This is a genomic window from Pseudoalteromonas sp. APM04, assembly GCF_022809815.1.
In the GTDB taxonomy this organism is placed as follows: Bacteria; Pseudomonadota; Gammaproteobacteria; order Enterobacterales; family Alteromonadaceae; genus Pseudoalteromonas; species Pseudoalteromonas marina.
On record NZ_CP094441.1, the window covers coordinates 2,574,473 to 2,598,104 of the forward strand.

20 protein-coding genes and 1 pseudogene are annotated in these 23,632 nt (G+C 40.0%); 6 read left to right on the forward strand and 15 right to left on the reverse strand.

Annotated features, from left to right (window positions below):
* Window positions 1–5: 5 nt before the first annotated feature.
* Both MTP24_RS11880 and MTP24_RS11885 read right to left on the reverse strand, forming a co-directional pair.
* Entirely contained in the window at window positions 6–497 is a 492-nt protein-coding gene (locus tag MTP24_RS11880; protein WP_008132348.1) for a LuxR C-terminal-related transcriptional regulator, read from the reverse strand.
* A gap of 59 nt (window positions 498–556) precedes the next feature.
* The gene (locus tag MTP24_RS11885) at window positions 557–2,332 is read right to left on the reverse strand and encodes a DUF5666 domain-containing protein (protein ID WP_243531372.1); all 1,776 of its coding nucleotides are present in this window, start codon (window positions 2,330–2,332) and stop codon (window positions 557–559) included.
* Between the two features lie 352 nt (window positions 2,333–2,684).
* Here MTP24_RS11885 and MTP24_RS11890 point away from each other — a divergent pair, with 352 nt between their 5' ends.
* Window positions 2,685–2,882: a CsbD family protein gene (locus tag MTP24_RS11890; protein WP_002958133.1), complete on the forward strand. Its 198-nt coding sequence runs from the start codon at window positions 2,685–2,687 to the stop codon at window positions 2,880–2,882.
* A gap of 66 nt (window positions 2,883–2,948) precedes the next feature.
* Here the strand turns inward: MTP24_RS11890 and MTP24_RS11895 are convergent, their stop codons facing one another.
* The 9 genes and pseudogenes from MTP24_RS11895 to MTP24_RS11930 form a co-directional block, all read right to left on the reverse strand.
* A complete protein-coding gene (locus tag MTP24_RS11895) occupies window positions 2,949–5,090 on the reverse strand; it encodes a molybdopterin cofactor-binding domain-containing protein (RefSeq protein ID WP_347814584.1) in 2,142 nt (713 codons plus the stop codon).
* 28 nt (window positions 5,091–5,118) lie between these two features.
* Window positions 5,119–5,172: pseudogene (locus MTP24_RS18990) on the reverse strand (hypothetical protein); the annotation flags it as partial.
* Window positions 5,173–5,206: 34 nt separating this feature from the next.
* A complete protein-coding gene (locus MTP24_RS11900) occupies window positions 5,207–5,704 on the reverse strand; it encodes a (2Fe-2S)-binding protein (protein WP_006791476.1) in 498 nt (165 codons plus the stop codon).
* A gap of 185 nt (window positions 5,705–5,889) precedes the next feature.
* Window positions 5,890–6,645 carry a hypothetical protein gene (locus MTP24_RS11905; protein ID WP_243531377.1) on the reverse strand — a complete coding sequence of 252 codons (756 nt, stop codon included), beginning with the start codon at window positions 6,643–6,645 and terminating at the stop codon, window positions 5,890–5,892.
* Between the two features lie 10 nt (window positions 6,646–6,655).
* Entirely contained in the window at window positions 6,656–8,335 is a 1,680-nt protein-coding gene (locus MTP24_RS11910) for a hypothetical protein (protein WP_243531379.1), read from the reverse strand.
* Window positions 8,336–8,513: 178 nt separating this feature from the next.
* Window positions 8,514–11,147, reverse strand: coding sequence for a methionine synthase (gene metH, locus MTP24_RS11915; RefSeq protein WP_243531381.1), 2,634 nt, complete (start codon window positions 11,145–11,147; stop codon window positions 8,514–8,516).
* A 10-nt stretch (window positions 11,148–11,157) separates the two neighbouring features.
* Entirely contained in the window at window positions 11,158–12,228 is a 1,071-nt protein-coding gene (locus MTP24_RS11920; protein WP_243531383.1) for a homocysteine S-methyltransferase family protein, read from the reverse strand.
* The gene (gene metA, locus MTP24_RS11925) at window positions 12,218–13,165 is read right to left on the reverse strand and encodes a homoserine O-succinyltransferase (protein ID WP_006791480.1); all 948 of its coding nucleotides are present in this window, start codon (window positions 13,163–13,165) and stop codon (window positions 12,218–12,220) included. The genes MTP24_RS11920 and metA overlap by 11 nt, the downstream gene beginning before the upstream one ends.
* Window positions 13,166–13,341: 176 nt before the next feature.
* Window positions 13,342–14,643 carry a M24 family metallopeptidase gene (locus tag MTP24_RS11930; protein WP_243531385.1) on the reverse strand — a complete coding sequence of 434 codons (1,302 nt, stop codon included), beginning with the start codon at window positions 14,641–14,643 and terminating at the stop codon, window positions 13,342–13,344.
* 176 nt (window positions 14,644–14,819) lie between these two features.
* Here MTP24_RS11930 and ettA point away from each other — a divergent pair, with 176 nt between their 5' ends.
* The 5 genes from ettA to MTP24_RS11955 all read left to right on the forward strand — a co-directional run bounded on the left by ettA (window position 14,820) and on the right by MTP24_RS11955 (window position 19,444).
* On the forward strand, window positions 14,820–16,493 hold the full coding sequence (ettA, locus tag MTP24_RS11935; RefSeq protein ID WP_243531387.1) for an energy-dependent translational throttle protein EttA: 1,674 nt from the start codon (window positions 14,820–14,822) through the stop codon (window positions 16,491–16,493).
* Between the two features lie 304 nt (window positions 16,494–16,797).
* Complete coding sequence (locus MTP24_RS11940) at window positions 16,798–17,166, forward strand: PilZ domain-containing protein (RefSeq protein ID WP_243531389.1); 369 nt, start codon at window positions 16,798–16,800, stop codon at window positions 17,164–17,166.
* A 53-nt stretch (window positions 17,167–17,219) separates the two neighbouring features.
* Window positions 17,220–18,128: a histone deacetylase gene (locus tag MTP24_RS11945; RefSeq protein WP_243531392.1), complete on the forward strand. Its 909-nt coding sequence runs from the start codon at window positions 17,220–17,222 to the stop codon at window positions 18,126–18,128.
* Between the two features lie 62 nt (window positions 18,129–18,190).
* A complete protein-coding gene (locus MTP24_RS11950; protein ID WP_243531394.1) occupies window positions 18,191–18,688 on the forward strand; it encodes a TlpA disulfide reductase family protein in 498 nt (165 codons plus the stop codon).
* Window positions 18,689–18,778: 90 nt separating this feature from the next.
* Entirely contained in the window at window positions 18,779–19,444 is a 666-nt protein-coding gene (locus tag MTP24_RS11955; protein WP_010557004.1) for a hypothetical protein, read from the forward strand.
* Between the two features lie 874 nt (window positions 19,445–20,318).
* Here the strand turns inward: MTP24_RS11955 and nqrM are convergent.
* From nqrM to nqrE, 4 genes are all read right to left on the reverse strand, one after another.
* Entirely contained in the window at window positions 20,319–20,531 is a 213-nt protein-coding gene (gene nqrM / locus MTP24_RS11960; RefSeq protein ID WP_010557000.1) for a (Na+)-NQR maturation NqrM, read from the reverse strand.
* Window positions 20,532–20,632: 101 nt separating this feature from the next.
* Window positions 20,633–21,661, reverse strand: coding sequence for an FAD:protein FMN transferase (locus MTP24_RS11965; protein ID WP_243531396.1), 1,029 nt, complete (start codon window positions 21,659–21,661; stop codon window positions 20,633–20,635).
* Window positions 21,662–21,774: 113 nt separating this feature from the next.
* Entirely contained in the window at window positions 21,775–22,998 is a 1,224-nt protein-coding gene (gene nqrF / locus MTP24_RS11970) for an NADH:ubiquinone reductase (Na(+)-transporting) subunit F (protein WP_010556998.1), read from the reverse strand.
* A gap of 17 nt (window positions 22,999–23,015) precedes the next feature.
* The gene (gene nqrE / locus MTP24_RS11975; RefSeq protein WP_006791490.1) at window positions 23,016–23,624 is read right to left on the reverse strand and encodes an NADH:ubiquinone reductase (Na(+)-transporting) subunit E; all 609 of its coding nucleotides are present in this window, start codon (window positions 23,622–23,624) and stop codon (window positions 23,016–23,018) included.
* Between the last annotated feature and the right edge of the window lie 8 nt (window positions 23,625–23,632).

The following is a 23,632-nucleotide window of genomic DNA, read 5'->3' on the forward strand; positions in this document are numbered from 1 at the left end:
ATCTCTTAAAGTAACATCTCAAAAAAGAGGGCTGCCAGCTCATGTCTCCCAGATACGTCTGCTTTTTTATAAATAGCAGATGATTGATTACTTATAGTTTTTTCTGACTTTTTTCTAATGCTAGCAATTTCTGATGTTGATAATCCTTTTATCAACAATAGTGCAATTTCTTTTTCAGTCGCCGTTAATCCCCACTTTTGGAACTGCATTTTAATTTCATTAAAAAATACGACTTTTGAATTTTCTAATTGCTGATTAAGCAGCCTAATATTTTCTTTCGAAACCGTTAACTGTGCCAAATTTAACTTTTCATTGGTACTACGCCTGTGAATATCAATCATCAAATAAACGAACAAGGCTAGCGATAACACAATTAACATGATCTCTTGCCAAATATGCACAGGTTCCACATTGCTTAAAATATCTATTGATAAATCAATCAATTTAAAAATAACGATCAAAATTAATGTAAAAGAAATCAGTTTGTCTTTATGCATTTTCACCCAGCCATTAAAAAAGCCACAATAATGTGGCTTAGTTATTATAGTACATCTAATTACTCTAGCTCAGCCTCAGAGGCAAGTATGTATTGATTACCGACCCATTGACCTTCAATTTCGATAATACTGCCAACAGTTAATGCCGCCATAAAGGTTGTTAAATTTACATCTCGGTCATTAAGCTCTAATTCTGCATTTGCAGAGAGTCGTACTTCATAGCCATTAATCATAAAGCTGTTTGCAGTCAAAAGCTCAGTGACTGTTCCTTCAAATTCAACATAGCCACCGATATGGTCGCCATTGTCGCCGTCATCACCGTCATCACCGTCATCACCGTCATCACCGTCATCACCGTCATCACCGTCATCACCGTCATCACCGTCATCACCGTCATCACCGTCATCATTCTCAAGTTCAACTTTACCAAGTACAAACACATTATTTGCATCGTATTGACCTTCAATTTCAACACGATCACCCACAACAAGCTGTGCTAAAAATGTTTCTAACGAAACCAATACATCATTAATAATGTATTTTGCATTGGCATCTAGCTGTATTTCAGCGCCGTTAACTGTGATTGAATTGCTTAAAATAGCAGTTACCTGCCCTTTCATTTCCCATTCTTGGTTATATTCGTCTTGATCTTCTTTTTCTATTTTTAAAACACTTAAAAGCGGCGACGTGTTCAAATAAGCTATCTCAACGTAATCGTTAATATTTAAAGAATCAAAATTAAAGTATTGCTCGTCATCGTCTTCATATCGGCTAAATTCGTTAATTGCATATACCACACCATTAACAGTAATCGTTTTATTAACAGAATCTATATCTTCAATAATGCCTTTTACTTTTCCGTCTGACGAGTAGTCTGGGCGTTTTAGTTCAACCGAAGTGACTTGATTGTTATTAATGTAAACCTCAACAAACATACCCACGGTTAAATCATTAAGTAATGTGCCTTCAACGTCAATATTATCAGCAAAGTCAAACACTTGACCATTAACTCCCATAGACGTTGCGCTGATTTGCGTAATTAACCCCTCGATTTCGTATCGTAGTACGCTATCGTCATCAACATCTAATGACTCTTCAACTGTTCTGGCATCAACCTCTGTTGCCACCATAACATCGCCAAGTAAATTACCCTCTACTTTTACGTAGGTATCGTTTGTCAATAAGCCATCAAGTACGGCTGAGCTGTAGTCAATCACTACATTGTTAATAGTAAACTGTAATGCGGCTTCATCTAAATTCGACACAATGCCTGCCGTGTATTCATGATCGTCATTATTTACATCCGTATCGGCCTCAATGTACGATGCTAAAAAAGTACCATCTGCTTGCGGGTAACCACTTATTTCAACCCTTTGACCCACACTAATGAGCGCCTCTGACGTATCAATAAAGTGAGTTAGGTCGTTATAATAGACAACCGTATTAGCTATCAGTAGTTGGCCTGTGCTGCGGTCAATACTTTGTATAGTGCCTTCAATTTCGGTATCGTATTCAACATCTTGGGCAATCCATTCGCCTGAATCATTTTCTTGTGCTGAAAAACTAATTTTCATACCAACACTAAGCGCGCTTAATTGAGTGCTTAAACCATTTTTCATTATGTTACTTGTGTCTGTATTGTACTTAACACCATCAACATAAATACTGCCAAAGCCCGTGATCACACCTTGGGTTACAACAAGCTTAGGTGAAACAGACTCAACCGATGAATTAACAGCATCGAGTATTGGCTGCTCTTTTTGCTCAGAACCACCACACGCGGTTAATATGGTAAGCGCACTAAAAGTGAATATATGTTTATTCATTTTGTTCATACTAATAATCCTAGAGGTTAATTGTATATACTTCATACATACTGCATAGATACTTCAAGTAGAACTATTGACCTATATAAGCCATTAGTAAATAGGTAATTATACCTACCCCTCCTAACATTATGTTTTTAAAAATAAAATCAGATAAAATATTTAATAGTAAAATTAAGAAATAATTACAGACTGCTATGTATAATTTTTAATAAAAACTCAACACCAAAAACAATACTACCTAACATAAAAATATAACCAACTAATAATAAGAACAATAAATTCATTATTATCTCTTGGTACAAGGCTTGCTACTTTATAACTGACAGTCAATTCACTAACCTAAAGTAAGGATAAACTTATGAACAGCGATCGTATGAAAGGTAATTGGAACGAACTTAAAGGTAAGGCGCAACAAAAATGGGGCGATCTTACTGACGACGATTTAGACAAAATTGAAGGTAGCCGTACAGAGCTAGTGGGTAAAATTCAGCAGCAGTATGGTAAATCTAAAGAAGAAGCAGAGCGCGAAGTAGATGAGTTTGAAAAAACTCACTAATCGCTAACTTCTAAAAAAACCGCCATTTGGCGGTTTTTTTGTTTAACGGCTAAAAAAGGACGTTATTTACGCTTTTAATTGGTTACCTATAGGCAGTTGCCTAATGCGTTTACCACAGGCAGCAAAAATAGCATTACACAATGCAGGGGCGTAAACCGGCGTTGCGGGCTCGCCTACACCAGCTGGTGGCGCATCGCTTTGTATTATTTCTACTTCTACCTCTAAAGGTGAATCGCTCATACGCGGTACGCGGTAATCATGAAAATTACTTTGCTGTACGCGACCTTTATCAAAGGTAATACCGTCGCTAATAGCAGTGGTAATACCGTAAATAGAACCACCTTGCGTTTGGTTTTTAACGGTATCGGTGTTTACTACCGTACCCGCATCAATAGCCACCCACGATTTAATCACGTTTAAATCACCAGCGTCCGATACCTCTACCTCAACCACTGTTGCCACATACGTTAAAAAGCTACGGTGTGCTGCAATACCTAACCCGCGACCTTTTGGCAGCTTTCGGCCCCATTTACTTATCTCAGCCACTTTTTCAATAACATGGCGTAATTTACCAATATCTAATGGGTAAACGTCTTTATCGGCGCCATAGTTATCGTACGAGGCATTTTGCTCGGTTACATCTAAAATGCGATCAGGGCCTATGGTTTCAAGTAAATAGTCTTTTTGGTCGCGCCCTGCTTTGTGCGCCGCTTCAGCAATAAATGACTGAATAGCAAAAGCATGAAAAATATTTGATACCGAACGCATCCAGCCAACTCTTGTTTTAGCGGGTGCTTCGCCATTTTCTAACTTTAAGTTAGGTGAGTTTATAGGGTTATCGGTAAAGCCTAAACGCAGTTCAAAACCTGCAGGCGATGTTGCCCCTTCTTGAAAGGTCGACATAATTGGCGAAAACGCCGTGCGATGTAAGTAAGCTTCAATATTACCTTTTTCATCTAATGACGCTTCAATATGTTGAGCCGATACCGCATGATAAAAACTGTGCTGAATATCATCCTCTCGCGTCCATTGAACGCGAATAGGTTGTCCTACTTTCATTGAAATGTAAGCAGCTTCTGCCGAAAAATCAGGTTTTGATTTACGCCCAAATCCGCCACCTAACATGGTGACATGTACGTTAATTTTACTCTCGTCCATACCAAGTAGTGCGGCCACAGTTTTCATATCGGCTTGCGGGTTTTGCGTTGCAGCCCAAATATCTACACGGTCTTTATTGTACATTGCAGTGGCACAAGGTGGCTCCATAGGTGCTTGAGCTAGGTGCGGCGCATAGTAGTCTGCTACTAACTTATTGCTCGATTTAGCCAATACGTTGGTGGTATCGCCTTTTTCGCGCACATGCGCTTGCGGCTCACTTACTGTTTGTAATAACGACTTTTTAAAGTTTTCTGAATTATAATCGCCGTTTTTACCATCATCCCACACTACTTTTAGTGCTTTACGCGCCTGCCATGCAGCCCAGGTATTTTTAGCAACAATAGCAATGCCGCCTTTTGGCTGAAATTGCGGTGCGCCTTTTGGTGCAGGCATTTCAATAACATCAACTACGCCATTTATTGCTTTAGCGGCGCTGGCATCAAACGATTTAACCACACCACCAACTACCGGCGGGCGCTCAATAATAGCCACCAGCGCTTTTGGTTCGCGTACATCGGCAGCAAATGTGGCTTTACCGGTTACTAAATCGGTTAAATCTATGTGCGCCATACCGGTATTTATATAACGCCATTCTTTACGTGTTTTAAGTGTTAACTTGTCAGGCTCTGGCGGGGTAATACCAAGCGCGAGGTCGATTAGGTCTTTATAAGCCAAGGTTTTACCCGAGCTGTGGGTAACCACGTGCTGATTAGCTGTACAGGTTTGTGGGTCAACCTTCCAATATTTAGCAGCTGCGTGCTGCATCATATAACGTACGCTTGCGCCCATTTCGCGCAGGCGCTGCATGTTGTAGCGAATACTGCGCGAACCATCAGTATTTTGATCCCCGTATTTAGGGTCGCCCTTACCTTGAATAACAACCACTTTATCCCACGCGGCTTCCATTTCGTCTGCCACAATTTGGGCAATGGCGGTACGAATTTGCTGGCCCATTTCAGAGCGGTGGCAGGTTATTTCAACCATGCCATCGGGGCGCAGAGCTATAAATAAGTTAGCGCGCTTTGCTTGCTCAGAGGGTTGCTCTAACACGCCAGCAAACGCTCTTGGTGCACTGCCTACAAAATAAGTGCCTAATACTAATGCGCCTATTGCGCTGGTTTTTAAAAATTGACGGCGGTTTAGGTCAAAGTACGTATTGTTGTTTTTCATACCTCTTCCCCTTGTTCATTTGGGTCAAAATATTCAACGCCCGCAATAGTTTTAGCTGCCGACTTAATCGCTTTATGAATACGCGGATACGTGCCACAACGGCAAATATTACCCGACATATTACTCACTATTTCATCATCAGTGGGATTGGGGTTAGCTGCTAATAAGCTTGCCGCTTGCATTATTTGCCCGCACTGACAAAACCCACACTGCGGTACTTTATGCTCAACCCACGCTTTTTGCACGGGGTGGTCACCCTGCTCGCTTAGCCCTTCAATAGAGGTAATATTGCGCCCTACTACAGCCGATACCGGTAATACACATGAGCGCTGCGCTACGCCATCAATGTGTATGGTGCACGCACCACACTGCGCCATACCACAGCCAAACTTAGGCCCTGTTAAATTTAATTCATCTCGAAGATACCAAAGCACCGGCGTTGACGGATCGCCTGTAAACTCATGTTTATTACCATTAACGGTAAGCGTGATCATATTTAACTCCTTGGCAAAGCGCTTTAAAGGAATTCCTTGTTGCGCGAGAACGGTTTGAATAATTGCTACTTTTTTAGCCTACCACTTAGGATTGGTTTATTGAAATTTTTATCGGCGAACCGCCAATTTATAGCTGTTATTAAGTAGCAGCTTTATTAGGTATAAATAAGAAGGGTTTGTTGACTCTACTCAGCACTTATAACTCGCTCTTTTAATAACTGCTCATCATTTTTATATACTTCAAGCCAACCAGGTGGCGATGTATCGCAGCCAATTACAGTAACGTGCAATATGTAACTATAACGTCCGTTTTTAAACGTATAGTGGTGATTCCCGCCACTACCCTCAAAGGTAATATCACCGTTAAATAAAACCATATCAGGCTTGTCCTTTGGCCTTTTATCACTACTCCACACTGCATAACGGTAATTTCTATCACCTAAATCATCAACGCGAATATGGTAGCTAGCCGTTTTCCAATCGAGCACTGGCTCTTCAAATGTATTAATACTTGAATGAAGTGATTGCTTGTCTTGTTCAATTAAGCGTTTAGCAAATGCCTGCTCTTTAGCTGTGTGGCTATTTATACCAATAATTTTACCGTCAGTATTAACCCATACCACGCCGTTATTTAGCATAATGCCGCGCCAACCAACTTTATCCCAATCGGTATTAATATTAGAGCTGCCAATAACGGCAACTAGCTCATCGTCGAACACTTCATCAAAGCGGTTAATAAACTCAGCTTCATTTTTAATGTCGGGCAATGGATATTGCCTTTTTAGAGGGTAGCGAATATGCGCAGCAATCGCAGTTTTATCCTGCATTTTAAAAGCAGCAATAACAGGTAAAACACTCTCGTGATACTTCTGCTCAAGCGCAAATGTGTTCGATGTGAAAAGTAGAAATAGGCAAAGCAATATGTAATTTAGATACTTCATGAATAGACCTTTAATCAGTATTCTTCAAAATAGATTCTATTTTAATCAAATTATTCCAATTTTCTTTATTGAAAAGCGTCTCTGGGTACTCAACTTTGCCTACATCTAAAACTCTATTTAAAATTTGATCTATTGAATCTAACTGCCTCTGTAATTTATCAACTTTTAAGTTCCATTCACGCTCAGCTGCAGAGACCTTTATTTCTCTTTGATATAAAACTTTATCTTTATCTATTTGTTTAACTTCTATTGTTCTAATTCGTTCCAAATAACGGTTAAAACTTTCGACATTTAAAAGTTCATGGTCATATTTAGTATTTACGTGTATTTCTGGTATTTCCCGTATAGTTGCTATCAACTCAAGCGCTTTACTTTCAACCTTAATGCTTTTTAGCAACTTTTTAATTACATCTTCAATATACGTCCATTCTTTATCTAAAACCCAACTGGGCTTATCCTCTAATAAAGCTCTAAGTTTATCTTCATTAAAAGACCAAACAATATCAAATACCTTTTCATGTACTAAATTAAATGTATAAAAAAGCCTTTCAACTCTAGGTTTATCGTAATCTGACAAATAACCTAACTCTCTTTCGTATTCATTTAGCCCAATAGTTCTTATCAAAATTGGCGAAACCATCAATTTGGATACAAGGATAATGGGTAAAGATTGGATTAAAATCTTTTCATGCTCACTATACTCATCTCTGCTCATCCCCTCTAGAGTGCCTTTATCTAAGGTTACTAATATTTGCTTATTAAGCTCATGAAATGAATCATTATTAGGAACAATTTTTTTTATTTGCGTTCTGAGTTCTTTTTTGAATTTAGCCCAAATATCATCAGTGATGATATTTGGCTTATTTAGTTTATAAAAACTTTCAAGTTCATTTAGATTAGTGCATTCACTTAACGCATATTTCATCTCTTCAATAAACTGTTTATTCAACGCACTCTCTAATTTTTTAGTTATTTCATCGTTAAAATGTACTTTTTTACCATCCAAACTATTCATATTCTCAAATGATTTAAAATCAAAAATTGACTTCCTGTAACTTTGGAAACTTGGGACACAGACTATTTTAATCACATATTCTGCTAAGTTATTAAATTCTTTATTTGTTAGAATTAAAGGTTTGCTCTTAAAAAGAAAATTTGCATCTACATTAAAATATAAGCTACAAAAATAAAGCCATCTAAAAAAACTAATTAGGAATAAAATATAAAGGATAGGAAAAGAGAACGCGATAACAGTATCCAGACTATTACTTTTTGCTCCATATGTTGCAACGCCCTCGTCAAAAGAGACTTTTGGAAGAGTAGTAACCTCCTTGTTAAAAAGTATAAAAACTGTAAATTCAGAGCCTGGGTTTAAACTTAAGTAACTTAAACTAAAGTCTCCATTTTGGAACTTTTCAGTAACACCATCAACGGCTAAATGTTTCTCAACTTTAGTTTTAACTACATTACCCTCAACAGAAAATTGAATGTTTTTTGCTGATTTATTCCCTTCATTCCTGATAGTAAAAGATTGCTGATAGTTTCTCGTTTCTGAGCTTACAAACTCCGTAGAGATAATAGGTGATACATAGACCCTTAGGTCTGCCTTATCATTTAAAAACTTTATAGTTACAAATACAACTAAAATGGGAGCAATAATCCCACCTATAAACATTTTTAGAATACTCAACTTAATTTCCTTATTAGTTCACATACCTTTAAAGTAACATACTTAAAATTAAGTTACATTTATCCCTAAGTGCTAAACATATAATTTTCTGAACAAAAAACGAGCCTAATCAGGCTCGTTTTTGTTTTACTGATAGCTGACAGCTAAAAACTGACCGCTTCGCTATTTAACCTTTTCGCTATGATTCCGGCTCATACCCCAAGTTCGGCGATAGCCACCTTTCGGCCTCTGCGAGCGTCATATTAGTTCGCTTGGCGTAGTCTTCTACCTGATCCTTTTGCACAGCGGCTACGGCGTAGTATTTTGCCTCTGGGTGTGAGAAATACCAGCCCGAAACAGCAGCTCCTGGCCACATGGCGTATGAGCTGGTGAGCTGCATGCCAATGCGTTTTTCGGTATCGAGTAACTGCCAAATTTTCTTTTTCTCGGTGTGCTCTGGGCACGCTGGGTAACCCGGCGCTGGGCGAATGCCTTGGTAGTTTTCGCGAATTAACTCATCGTTACCCAGGTTTTCATCGGGTGCGTAACCCCAATACTCTTTACGCACTTGTTCGTGCAGGTATTCAGCAAACGCCTCTGCGAGCCTGTCGGCAACCGCTTTTACCATTATTTTATTGTAGTCGTCTTGCTGTGCGTCGAACGCATTAGCTAGGTCGTCTTCTTCAAGACCGCCCGTTACTGCAAACGCGCCAAAGTAATCAGGTGTGCCTTTTGGCGCGATGTAGTCGGCTAAGCAATAGTTAGCAAAGTCAGTTTTTTCGGTTTGCTGACGTAAATGGCATGAGGTGTTTAACAGCTCTTTGCGGGTTTCGTCGGTGTAAATTTCTATATCATCGCCCACGCGATTTGCAGGGAATAAACCAATTACACCTAAAGGTTGCAAAGTACCTGACTTTTCGAGGTCGTCAAGCATGTCGTTAGCGTCTTTAAATAAGCTTTGTGCTTGTTCGCCAACGACTTCGTCATCCATTATGCGCGGGTATTTACCGGCAATTGACCACGTCATAAAGTATGGCGTCCAATCTATATACTTACGCAACGTGGCTATTGATACATTTTTAAACTCAGTCACGCCCAGCTTTTTAGGTACTGGTGGCGTGTAGTTATCCCAATCAAGCTGTGCTGCGTTATCGCGAGCACGCTGAATGGTAACTGGCTTTGAACGCGGCTTTTTGCGCGCTTGTTGCTCGCGTACTTTTACGTACTCAGCTTTTGTTTTTTCTAAAAAGGCTGGTTTTAGCTCTTTAGATAACAAGCTCGATACCACGCCTACCGCACGGCTGGCGTTATTTACGTACACGACGCCTTTCTCGTACTGTGGCTCAATTTTAACGGCAGTATGCGCTTTAGAGGTCGTTGCGCCGCCAATCATTAGTGGGAGCTCAAAACCTCTACGGGTCATTTCTTTGGCTACGTGTACCATTTCATCAAGCGATGGGGTAATTAAACCCGAAAGGCCGATTATGTCGGCTTTTTCGTCAATCGCGGTTTGCAGTATTTTTTCGGCAGGTACCATTACACCTAAGTCGATTACTTCGTAGTTATTACATTGCAGTACTACGCCTACAATGTTTTTACCTATGTCGTGCACGTCGCCTTTTACGGTGGCCATAACCACTTTACCGTTAGTGGCACCTTCTTCTTTTTCGGCTTCAATAAATGGGTCTAGGTAAGCCACTGCTCGTTTCATTACACGGGCTGATTTAACAACTTGCGGTAAAAACATTTTACCTGCGCCAAATAAATCCCCTACCACGTTCATGCCATCCATGAGTGGCCCTTCAATCACATGAATAGGTTTATCGGCAGCTGCGCGGCATTCTTCTGTATCCTCATCTATAAAAGTAGTAATGCCTTTTACAAGGGCGTGCTCTAGGCGTTTTTCAACAGGCCATGTGCGCCATTCTAAGTCTTCTACCCGCTCAGCTTGTGCCATACCTGAATATTTAGGTGCAAGCTCTACTAAACGCTCACCTGCACCGGGATCGGTGTTAAGTATTACGTCTTCTACGGCTTTTCGAAGTTCCTCTGGAATGTCGTCGTAAACCGCAAGCTGGCCTGCGTTTACAATCCCCATATCCATACCCGCTTTTATCGCGTGGTATAAAAACACCGAGTGAATGGCCTCGCGTACAGGGTTATTACCCCTAAACGAAAACGATACATTAGACACCCCGCCCGACACTTTACAGTGCGGTAAGTTTTGCTTAATGCGGCGTGTGCCTTCTATAAATTCTACTGCGTAGTTGTCGTGCTCTTCTATACCGGTGGCCACGGCAAATATATTAGGGTCGAATATGATATCTTCCGGCGGGAAGCCAATTTCGTCGACTAATATTTTGTAGCTGCGCTCACATATTTCGTATTTTCTATCTGCGGTGTCGGCTTGGCCGTCGGTATCAAACGCCATAACAACAGCGGCGGCGCCAAAACGTTTAATAATTTTAGCTTGGTGTTTAAACGGTTCCTCCCCTTCTTTAAGCGATATTGAGTTAACAATAGCCTTGCCTTGAATACACTTTAAGCCTGCTTCTATTACTTCCCATTTAGAGGAGTCGACCATAATAGGTACTTTAGAAATATCGGGTTCTGAGGCAATTAAATTTAAAAACTTCACCATGGCCGCTTTTGAGTCCAGCATGGCTTCGTCCATGTTTATATCAATAACTTGGGCGCCGTTTTCTACTTGTTCGCGAGCAACATTCAGGGCAGTCTCGTAATCTTCTTCCATGATTAAGCGTTTAAACATGGCTGAACCGGTTACGTTGGTACGCTCGCCGACATTGGTAAATACTGCAATTTGTTGGGTCATTGGCGGCTCCTTAATTTAAGTTACAGGCTTCAAGGCCTGATAAACGCATGCGAACATCAAGCTCTGGCAATGCGCGAGGTTTTACCCCTTCAAGCCCTTTAGCAAACGCACGAATATGCGCAGGCGTTGTACCACAGCAACCACCCACAATATTAATAAAGCCCGATTTGCCCCAATCGATAATCTCGGCAGCCATTTCAGGAGCCTCTAGGTCGTACTCACCAAATTCGTTAGGCAAACCGGCATTTGGGTGTACTGAGGTAAATGTTTCGCATACCCGCGAAAGCTCTTCTACGTATTGGCGCAGTAAATCTGGCCCAAGGGCACAGTTAAGGCCAATTGAAATAGGCTTAATATGGCGAATAGAATTATAAAATGCTTCGGTTGTTTGCCCCGAAAGCGTACGCCCTGAGGCATCGGTGATAGTGCCCGAGATCATTACAGGTAATGTGCGCCCGGCTTGCTCAAAGGCTTCTTCTACTGCGAATGAGGCGGCTTTTGCATTTAGGGTGTCGAATATGGTTTCAATAAGTATTAAATCAGCGCCGCCTTCCATTAATGCAAGGGTAGACTCTACATACGCAGTAACCAGCTTATCAAACGTTACGTTTCGGTAACCTGGGTCGTTTACATCTGGCGAGATAGAACAGGTTTTAGATGTTGGCCCTAAAACACCGGCTACATAACGTGGTTTTTCTGGATTTTTAGCGGTGAACTCGTCACATATAGCACGCGCGAGTTTTGCCGACTCTAAGTTTACTTCACGGCTTATACTTGCCATGTCGTAATCTTCCATCGAAATGGTGGTTGAGTTAAAGGTATTGGTTTCAATAATATCTGCACCGGCAGTTAAAAAGCCGCGGTGTATATCGGTTATTAGCTCGGGTTTGGTGAGGCTTAATAAATCGTTATTGCCTTTTATTAGCACGTGCCAATCTTTAAAACGCTCGCCTCGGTAGTCTTCTTCTTCAAGTTTATGAGTTTGGATCATAGTGCCCATAGCGCCGTCTAAAATTAAAATGCGCTCTTTAAGCGCTTCACTTAGTTCGGCTTGTTTGTTGGCGGCTGTATTATTCGGCATAGTTGTTAGTCCTCACATCTTGGCTAACTAAATTAATATCATACGGTGTGGTCTGATACACGTAGTAATTTAACCAGTTCGAAAAAAGTAAAAAAGCATGGCTTTGCCACGTTTTTGACGGTTGCTTGCTTGCATCATCATCGGGAAAATAGTTTTCAGGTTTTGGCGCATCTGGGCTTTTTTGTAAATCACGCTCATACTCCCCTTTTAGGGTGTCGGCATCGTATTCTGGGTGGCCTGTTATAAATACTTGGCTACCCGATTTGTTTTTTAATAAGTAAGCACCCACTCGCTCAGAGCCTGCTAATACAACGAGATCGTCACACGCATTTATTTTTTTTATATCAATGTGCCCATAACGTGAGTGTGGTACTAAAAAGGTATCATCAAAACCGCGGGTTAATGCCCCGTGTTTAAAATGGCATTGGTGAGTAAATACGCCACACAGCTTATTGGGTTTTAAGTCGCGCTTTAAATTGTAGCTATGGAATAGCGCTGCATGAGCCGCCCAACACGAAAACAACGTAGAGGTAACGTGTTGCTCTGCCCAATCAATAATGACTTTAAGCTCTTCCCAGTAGGCAACATCTTCATACTCTAAATGCGCAAGCGGTGCGCCTGTAACTATAAGCGCATCGTAATTGTTATTTTTTACCTCTGAAAAATAGCGGTAAAAGGTATCTAGGTGTTCTTCTGAGTTATTACTGCTGCGGTGAGTGTCTAGGCGCAGCAGCTCTACGTTTACTTGCAAAGGAGAATTTGCAAGTAAACGAATAAACTGCACTTCGGTTTCTACTTTATTAGGCATTAAGTTTAATATAGCCAAACGCATTGGGCGGATTTCTTGCGTTTTTGCACGGCTTTTTGGCATGACGAATACGTTTTCTTGGCGCAAACGTGCAATGGCTGGAAGCTCATCCTTTACGGTAATTGGCATATTTTTTAACTCCTACTCATAAAAACTTGTGCTAATTATGAACTGAAAGCAAAAAATATCAACCTCTAGATGTATAGATGTCTAAATGAAATTTATTCATTATTACTTAAGTATGTGGCAAGCAATGAGTCACCCCCTTAAAAAGAGGCTTAACTCACTGCATTTAAAATAATGAACTAATTATTGCCCACTAATATTAAATTTTGCTGAGGGGGAATTAAATACTCAGCGCCGTTTTTGGTAATTACAGCCATTTCTTCAACAGAAATGGTTTTAAACTCGGTGTTGTTTAAAGGCCAACTAAAAAAACCATCAAAAGCAAACACCATTCCTTCTTTAAGTTTACGATGAGCAGCAGGCCTTACTTGGGCACTGCGAGAGCCACCTAAATTGGGCCCGGTATCGTGTGCAACATACCCTACTGGGTGGCCGGTACTCCATGGCACAGGCTCTGAGTTGTATTTATTCATTAATACGGTTTGAGCTTGATCCACGTCTATACCCTTTACGCCGGGTTTCATTGCATTAAATGCGGCAAAACCGCTATCTCGGGCATTAACCCAATATTGCTGAATGTTGGCTGGTGCAGAGGTTTCCCCTTCTTTAAGTACATAAGCAAAACGCTGGATGTCACTTACCCAGCGATTGTAGAGCTTTACGCCAAAATCAATTTGAATTACGTCGCCCGGCATAATGACTTTATTTGTAGAATGCGAATGCCCACGATCGGGACCTGAATTTACGTTAGGATTTTGATCGGCAGCCCATGCATCGGTTACACCTCGTGCTTTCATTTTAGCTTTTAAAAATTTAGCTACATCGGCATCGGTGGTTTTACCCGGAATAATAGTTTTATAAGCCTCTATTTGCCACGTTGCTGAAAGCATTGCGGCCTCTTTCATTATTTCAACTTCAGCAGGTAACTTAATTGAAAGCCATTGATAAACAACTTCTTCGGAAGATACGAGCTTTGCTGTTTGCTTTGCGCCTAATAAGTTAGCTAATTGCTTGTATTGCGAGTGCGATAATCCATCTGCCTGTGCATTAAGATCAGAGACATTTATTGCTATACGCTCAAAGGATTGTTTTTTTATAAACTCAGCCGCGTATTTTAACGCAGACACACTGCGTGGCACCGAGATCACTTTTTCATGTATGTTTAGCTCGTCGAGTGCTTTTGCTTCGCTTGAAGGTGAGTAGGCTACCGAATGAAACGCCCCTTTATTAAAATAAAATAAATATGCCGCTGGCGAACCTGCGTTTTCACAGCCAATATGGTCAGCCAATGGGTCGTTGTTATTTTCTCTACAAACAATAAGCCAAGCATCTACCTTAGCTGCTTTTAAAGCGTTTGGCAGGAGTTTATTTATTCTTTGTTTTCTTATTTCGGGCCAAGGAGAATCGACTGCGCTAGCTTTGGGATTTGTGGTAAATAACGTAAGCAAAGCCAACATTGTTATTACTTTTTGTATAGTCATGGGTTTTTCTTATTTTTACTATGGTTTAAATACGTTAGCACACCCAAATAAAACTATACATTTAACGAGATAAAACGATAAAGATATATTCCCACCCGCCATTCGTTGACTGTTTCACCTCTCAACAACTACAATACAACATTAAAATTTTTATTATTATCTGAAGGCTTTCCTCCATGGTTTTACCTGATAAGTTTATTTTCTCGATGAGTCGAGTATCTAAAGTTGTGCCGCCTAAGCGTACAATTTTAAAAGATATTTCGTTGCTCTTTTTTCCTGGCGCCAAAATTGGTGTGCTTGGTTTAAATGGTTCTGGTAAATCATCATTGCTACGTATTATGGCCGGTGTTGACCAAGACTTTGAAGGTGAGGCACGTCCTCAGCCTGGTACTAAAATTGGTTACTTACCACAAGAACCAGTACTAGACGAAAGCAAAACAGTACGAGAAATAGTTGAAGAAGCTGTTGGCGAAGTAAAACACGCCCTTAATCGCCTTGATGAGGTGTACAATGAGTACGCAATGGAAGGTGCTGACTTTGACGCACTGGCTAAAGAACAAGGTGAATTAGAAGCAGTTATTCAAGCGCACGATGGCCATAATATCGATAACGTACTAGAGCGCGCTGCTGATGCACTTCGCTTACCTGAGTGGGATGCTAAAATTGAGCACCTTTCAGGTGGTGAACGCCGCCGTGTTGCTATTTGTCGTTTGTTACTAGAAAAACCAGATATGCTTATTCTTGATGAACCAACTAACCACTTGGATGCTGAGTCGGTTGCATGGTTAGAGCGCTTCTTACATGACTACGAAGGCACTGTTGTGGCGGTAACGCATGACCGTTACTTCCTTGATAACGTTGCTGGCTGGATATTAGAGCTTGACCGTGGTGAAGGAATTCCATGGGAAGGTAACTACTCTTCTTGGCTTGAACAAAAAGACGCGCGCTTACAGCAAGAACAAAAATCTGAAAAAGCACGTCAAAAATCAATTGCGCAAGAACTTGAATGGGTGCGTTCAAACCCTAAAGGTCGTCAAGCTAAGTCTAAAGCACGTATGGCGCAGTTTAGCGAGCTACAACAATCAGATTACCAAAAACGTAACGAAACAAACGAGCTATTTATTCCACCTGGCCCACGTTTAGGCGACCAAGTATTAGAAGTTACTAACTTACGTAAAAGCTTTGGCGACCGCGTATTAATAGACGACTTAAGCTTTACAATGCCTAAAGGCGCTATTGTGGGCATTATTGGTGCCAACGGCGCGGGTAAATCTACACTATTTAAAATGTTAAGTGGCGAAGAGCAGCCAGATAGCGGTAGTGTTAACGTTGGTGAAACCGTACAACTAGCAACGGTTGATCAGTTCCGCGACGATATGGACGAAAGCAAAACAGTTTTTCAAGAAATATCTGACGGACAAGACGTTTTAAAAATAGGTAACTTTGAATTCCCAAGCCGTGCTTACGTTAGCCGTTTTAACTTTAAAGGTAACGATCAGCAAAAGTTTGTAAAAGACTTATCGGGCGGTGAGCGTAACCGTTTACACCTTGCTAAATTATTAAAAGCCGGTGGTAACGTAGTGCTACTGGATGAGCCAACCAATGATCTAGACGTTGAAACACTTCGTGCACTTGAGAATGCTATTTTAGAATTCCCAGGTTGTGTAATGTGTATATCGCATGACCGTTGGTTCCTTGACCGTATTGCTACGCACATTTTAGATTACCGCGACGAAGGACAAATTAACTTTTTCGATGGTAACTATACTGAATACGAAGAGTGGCTCAAAAAGACCTACGGTGCAGAAGCTGCACAACCTAAGCGTATAAAATACAAAAAAATTGGTTAATAGCTAAATTAACTGAAATACCCTTAAAACCCTGCTTTTCGCAGGGTTTTTTATGCCTTAAATAAACTATGTGTGTTTGTAGCTAGCAACTGTGTAATTTAAAGCTATGCTTATACCAATTTTATTTAAAAATATTATGCATTTGATTGATGTTGAATCACTCGCTAACTAAATAAAAAATTATTTACATAGAACAACCATATGCCGTAATTTTAGTGATTATTAATGAGTTGTTTTATTCGCACTATTACTGAACACTAATTTAATGCTATTGATATTACTAAAAAAACAATAAGGCAGAGTCATGCAAGAACGTCGTCAATTTTCACGTGTTTTATTTTCAACCGATGCGCACATAATTTTTCAAGAAAATGAGTATCCATGTACCTTGCTTGATATTTCATTGCACGGCGCGCTAGTCAGTAAATGTGATGTATTAAATGATCAAATAGAAAATGATGCCATACTGCGTTTTATTTTACCCGACAGCGAAATTGAAATAAAAATGGAGACAACGATTTGCCATATAGAAGCCAATCACATTGGTTTAAAGTGTAAGCATATTGATATTGATAGTATTACCTATCTAAAAAGACTCATTGAACTCAACTTAGCGGACGATGAATTACTTCACCGCGAATTAGCCATGCTTATTCACGACTCACAAAAATAGACACTTTGAGGGGAGTTGATTACCATAGGGAAAACTTTATAGCCTGTGTGAATATGACTCTAAACCCTCATTTACCATTAGTTTACCATCCAAACTACTCGTTTAGTTTTGATCATAAGCACCGCTTTGCAATGAGTAAGTTTGCTAACCTATACACACACGTTAAAAAACTAGGCTTAATTGGTAATAACCTCACACAACCTGTTTTAGGCTCTCCCGAGCCTTTAGAGTTAGTGCATTGCGACAACTACATTCACGATTTATGGAACAACCGCTTAGACGATAAAGCCATGCGTCGTATAGGATTACCTTGGTCAGCTCAATTGATGGCGCGCACATTTACTGCCCCGCAGGGCACATTACAAACCGCTCGCTTAGCGCTAAAACACGGCATAGCCTGTCACCTAGCAGGAGGCACGCACCATGCGCACTTTGATTTTGGCTCAGGATATTGCATGGTGAACGACTTAGCCTTTACCACCCAGACCTTGATTAATAGCGGCGAAGTAACCAACGTGCTTATTTTTGATTTAGACGTACATCAAGGTGATGGCACCGCTGCTATGCTTGCGCATCAGCCCTATGCTTATACCTGTTCAATACACTGCGAAAAAAACTTCCCGTTTAGGAAATCGGCTAGCGATTTAGATATTGGCTTAGCAAATCATATGCAAGATGCCGAATACTTAGCCATTGTTGACGATACCTTAAGCTACTTACTTAAAGAACTGAACCCAAGCTTAGTACTGTACGATGCCGGTGTAGATATTTGGCAAAACGATGGCTTAGGTAAATTAGATATAAGTTGGGATGGGATAGCTAAACGCGATCATTTGGTTTTAAGACGCTGCCTTGAGCACAACATACCAGTGGCAACAGTTATTGGTGGTGGTTACGATAAAGATCATCTTCGCCTTGCACAGCGCCATGGCATTGTAGTTGAACAAGCGGCACGCTTTTAATATGAAATAAAAACTTAATATTGTCGTTCTTATTTGCTAACTGGAATAAAAACGACACCACAATGAAACATATTTTTATAGTTATAACACTTACCATTTTTAGTTTTGCGGTATTTGCAGAGCAACCTATTCAAGACTCAAACCATCCTGAACTCCCCCCCTTAACATTAAACATGGCCGATGGTACAAGTATAAAAACACAAAACCTATTAGGCGAACCTTATATTCTGCACTTTTGGGCTACATGGTGTCCTTATTGCAAAAAGTTACAACCCGCCCTTCAAAAAATACACGACATGGGCTTAAACGTAATAGCGGTAAGTTTTAAAGAAGATGACAACGCCTCCCCCGCCAAAGCATTAACCAATAGGGGTTATACATTTAAAACCGCAATACAAGCAGATAAAATTGCGACACAACTAGGAGTACACGGCACACCCACTACGTTATTTATAAATGAAAAAGGGCATGTTGTTTGGGTGACCAATTCATCAAACCCAGATAATGCAAATATACATTTGAAAGCCCGCACTCTACTAAACTCAATTAAAGCTAAATAGCTTAATAATTAAGGGAGTTAATGCGTATTAAAATATGAGTTATATAAACTTTATACTACAATCTAAGCTCATAAATTAATTGAGGTTATTATGCGTTTACTATTTACTTTATTATTGCTTTTGCTAAGTACTACAGCGTTTGCTGAAGAAGAAAAAGTAGAACTTCCACCATTAGACCCTAGCTACAATGCAGTTCACCCAATGGCACTAGTTAATAGAGGGTCTTCTATTTTTGCTATTAATCTTCCTTCTTATAGATCGCCACATGACTTGCAAGTTGTCTACGAAGTTAAAAATTCAAACGTTGCTTTTTTAAACTTTGCGAAAAATGCCGACATGATCACTATTAAGCCGCAAAAGTTTAATATTCAACATTTAATGCGCGGGGATGAAATAACAATTACAGCCGACATTTACGAAGGTGATTACCGCCAAGGGGGCACTTTAATTTATGAAGCTAAACAGCTTGAGCTTGATAAGCAACTGTACGCCAGAGAACTCAATGAGCTAAGCGAATCTTCGCAATGGCATGAGTACGATATGATTGAGCTAAATGGTACAGAGCGTATTTATGTACATAAAATTCAAAAAGCACCAAGCTTCAACCACCTAATTTTTGTGGACTTGGTTAATGCCTGTATGCAGAAAGTTCGCACATCAAAACGAGTTCCTCCTGAAAACGAACTTACTTATAAATTTATAAACTGCGGAACCTTAAAGCCTCTTTTTTACGATGGCGAAAGTTTACTTAAATAAAATAACTATGCCTAGGTATGATTGATAGGTACGAAGTTAATAAGAAAAAATGAAAGAAAAGGTATTTAAAACTGTTACATATACTGTTGATTAGTAGCTATAGGGAACAAAACTTAGCTTTGGGGCAGCAAAATAAAAACGGCTTAAACTCAACATAATTGAATTTAAGCCGTTTACACACTAATAATATCTTCACACACAATATAAAGATTCTGGTTTTAGACTGCGTGGCAATTGTAGGGAAATAAAAACAACCCAAGCTAAGTCACCACCGAACTTGAGTTGCCTTTCACACTGACAACATCTTCACACACAATATAAAGATTCTGGTTTTAGATTGCGTGGCAATTGTAGGGAAATAAAAACAACCCAAGCTAAGTCACCACCGAACTTGAGTTGCCTTTCACACTGACAACATCTTCACACACAATATAAAGATTCTTTGTGTTAGTTAAACACTAACGAATTCTGGCCATTGCCTATAAACACATTTTACTTTGCTAAAGCTACTGATTAAGCTCTTAGCCGTGTCTATGGGTTAACTTTAGAGTTATTACTCAAATTTCACAAGCGATAAAAATAAACCTGATAGATGAAAAAAACTAAACTATAGACCTTAGTCTAATAGCCATGCTTTAAGTAACGAAATATTTGCCTGTAAGGCACTCGGTAAATCTTTACTCTATTAGGCATAGAACAACTCAATGCCCCTGTATGAAACTAAGTAAACCATTATTCTTTAATGTTATTTATGACAAAACCAGTCTGTTTCTTATTAAGTAAAATGAATTTTTTAAGTTGAATGTGTATTCGTTCCCTGAACAGCAGGCACAAAAAAAGCGCTATAAAAGCGCTTTTTGTTCTAAAAAAATATTTAAATTATTTGGTTTTCTTTCCAAGCTTGCTCTTTAGCTAAGCGCTTTTTGCGCTTGTCACAAGGATCATCGCAATCACAGGCTTTATCGATGCCTACCGAGCCTAATCCACCGCAGCTGCTGGCCATCGATTTTCTTTGCACGATCATACCTACAGCCATTGCTGTAACAATTAAAATTAGTAAGCCAAAAGTAAGAAAAAAAAGTGACATTGCTTAGCCCCTATTGATCAGCAATAAATTAAGCCCAAACTATTTTTGGGCAGTTAATATTATATACCCAACCTCTATGGAAATAAACCAGCTTTGAATACTTACAAGTAGGGTTCAAATGCAGGGCTTGAATACGTAACTAAGCCATCAGGCGATTTAGCAATTAAATACACTGCTAAGTTATTAGCTTGTGCATAAGCTTGTGCTTTTTCCATACCCATAACTGTTAAAGCAGTTGCTAAGCCATCTGCGGTCATTGCACTTGGGTGTAATACTGTTACAGAAACTAAGTCGTGCTTAATTGGCATTCCTGTTACAGGGTCAATCAAATGGGTGTATGTTTCGCCATCCATTATATAAAAGATACGGTAATCCCCAGATGTAGCAATTCCCATAGTGCCTGGTAGTAAAATGCGGTGCACTTCACGCTTAGCTGGCTCTGCATCTGGTTGTTCTATTGCAATTACCCAGCCTTGTCCATTTGGCTTTTCGCCAGACATACGTAGCTCACCGCCAATCTCAACCATGTAATTAGTAATGCTATGGCTTTCTAGTAATTGCGCCACTTTGTCTATGCCGTACCCTTTAGCAGTTGCAGAAAATGATAGTTCTAGTCCATCAACTGTTTTTGCTAAGCCTTGTTCATTTAATACAAGCTTATCTACACCAATATTTGCAACCATTGCCTGAAGCTCATCATCAGTGGGTCGTTTGGTCGGCTTTTTATCAGGGCCAAATCCCCATAAATCAATCAATGGTCCCATTGTTACATCAAGTGTATTGGTAGACTCTCCTATACGAATGGATTCGCTTATAACGGCTCTGAAGTCTTCACTTATTGGCATAAATTGATTTGCTGGCAAGCGATTAAATGTATTTATCTCCGAGTCTTTAATGTATGTAGACATAGACTGGTTTACATCGACTAATACAGCATCTATTTGTTCTTGTATTTGAAGAGCAGACATTGCCTCTTGCTCGTCATAATATTTAATATGATAGGTAGTCCCCATGGTTTTACCTTCTAAATAGGTTTCCTTTGGGACCGATTCTGCGCATCCAGATAACAGTAAAGTCAGCGTAATGATAAATAAGGCGATTATGCCCTGGGGAGTATTTACTTTGTTCATAACAACCCTACTTAATAGGTTAAAAATTAATAAATAAGAATAAAAAAGCCTCGTAACACAGAGTGCTACGAGGCTGATATTTTAACCAAAACTAATCTGTTTTGATATGCGTGTTAGCCACCGAAATCATCTAATAAGATATTTTCGTCTTCAACACCTAAGTCTTTAAGCATATTGATAACTGCCGCGTTCATCATTGGAGGACCACACATGTAGAACTCACAATCTTCCGGCGCTTCGTGGTCTTTAAGATAGTTCTCAAATAACACGTTATGGATAAAGCCAGTATAGCCTTCCCAGTTATCTTCAGGTTGTGGATCTGAAAGCGCTGTGTGCCAAACGAAGTTATCGTTTTCAGCAGCTAGGCCGTCAAAGTCTTCAACGTAGAACATTTCACGCTTAGAACGCGCACCATACCAAAAACTCATTTTACGCTTAGAATTTAAACGTTTAAGTTGGTCAAAGATATGTGAACGCATTGGTGCCATACCTGCACCACCACCTACAAATACCATTTCAGCGTCAGTTTCTTTAGCGAAGAACTCACCAAATGGACCTGAAATAGTCACCTTGTCACCTTCTTTAAGTGACCAAATGTACGATGACATTTTACCACAAGGTAGGCTTAGGTTTCTTGGCGGCGGCGTAGCGATACGCACGTTAAGCATGATGATGCCTTCTTCTTCTGGGTAGTTAGCCATTGAGTAAGCACGAATTGTTTCTTCGTCTACTTTTGACTCCAGGTCAAAGAAACCAAAATGATTCCAGTCGCCACGATACTCTTCAGGAACATCGAAATCGGCGTATTTAACATGGTGAGCTGGTGCTTCTATTTGGATGTAACCACCCGCACGGAAAGGCACTGATTCGCCATCTGGAATTTGTAGCTTAAGTTCTTTAATGAAAGTAGCTTTGTTATCGTTAGAGATAACTTCACAGTCCCATTTTTTAACACCGAAAATTGACTCTTCAAGTTCAATTTCCATGTCATTTTTAACATTTACCTGACACGCTAAACGACAACCTTCGCGGGCTTCACCTTTAGAGATGTGATCAAGTTCAGTTGGTAGAATATCGCCGCCACCTTCTTTAATGTGAACGCGACACTGACCACAAGAGCCACCGCCACCACATGCAGAAGATACGAAAATACCCGACTCAGATAGTGCACCTAATAGCTTACTACCTGCTGATGTTTTAATGGCTTTGTCTGCATCGCCATTAATACCGATGATGATATCACCGCTTGCAACTAGTTTAGACTTAGCACCAATGATGATTAAAACTAGTATTACAACGATAGCGATAAAAACACCAACGCCTAAGAAAATATCCATGATTGACCTCGCTATTATTACAGTGAAATACCAGAAAATGACATAAAGCCAAGACCCATCAAGCCAACAGTGATAAAGGTAATACCTAAACCACGTAAACCATCTGGTACGTCTGAATACTTCATTTTCTCACGGATACCTGCAAGTAATGTAATTGCAAGCGCCCAGCCCACACCAGCGCCAATACCATATACAACAGACTCGCCGAAGTTATAGTTACGCTCAACCATGAAGGCTACCGCACCAAAGATTGCACAGTTAACTGTGATCAATGGTAAGAAAATACCTAATGCGTTGTATAGTGGTGGAAAGAACTTATCTAATGCCATTTCAAGAATTTGCACTAGTGCTGCAATAACACCAATGAAAGTTAAGAAACGTAAAAAGCTAAGATCAGCTTCTGGGTAACCAAGCCACTCAAGTGAACCTGGTGCTAATACCGCGTGGTAAACCAAGTTGTTAACTGGTACAGAAATACCAAGTACAACAATAACCGCTACGCCTAGGCCAATTGATGTAGTTACTTTTTTAGACACGGCTAAAAATGTACACATACCTAGGAAGAACGCTAAAGCTAAGTTTTCAATAAAAACGGCTTTTACAAATAAACTAATATAATGTTCCACTTATCGCC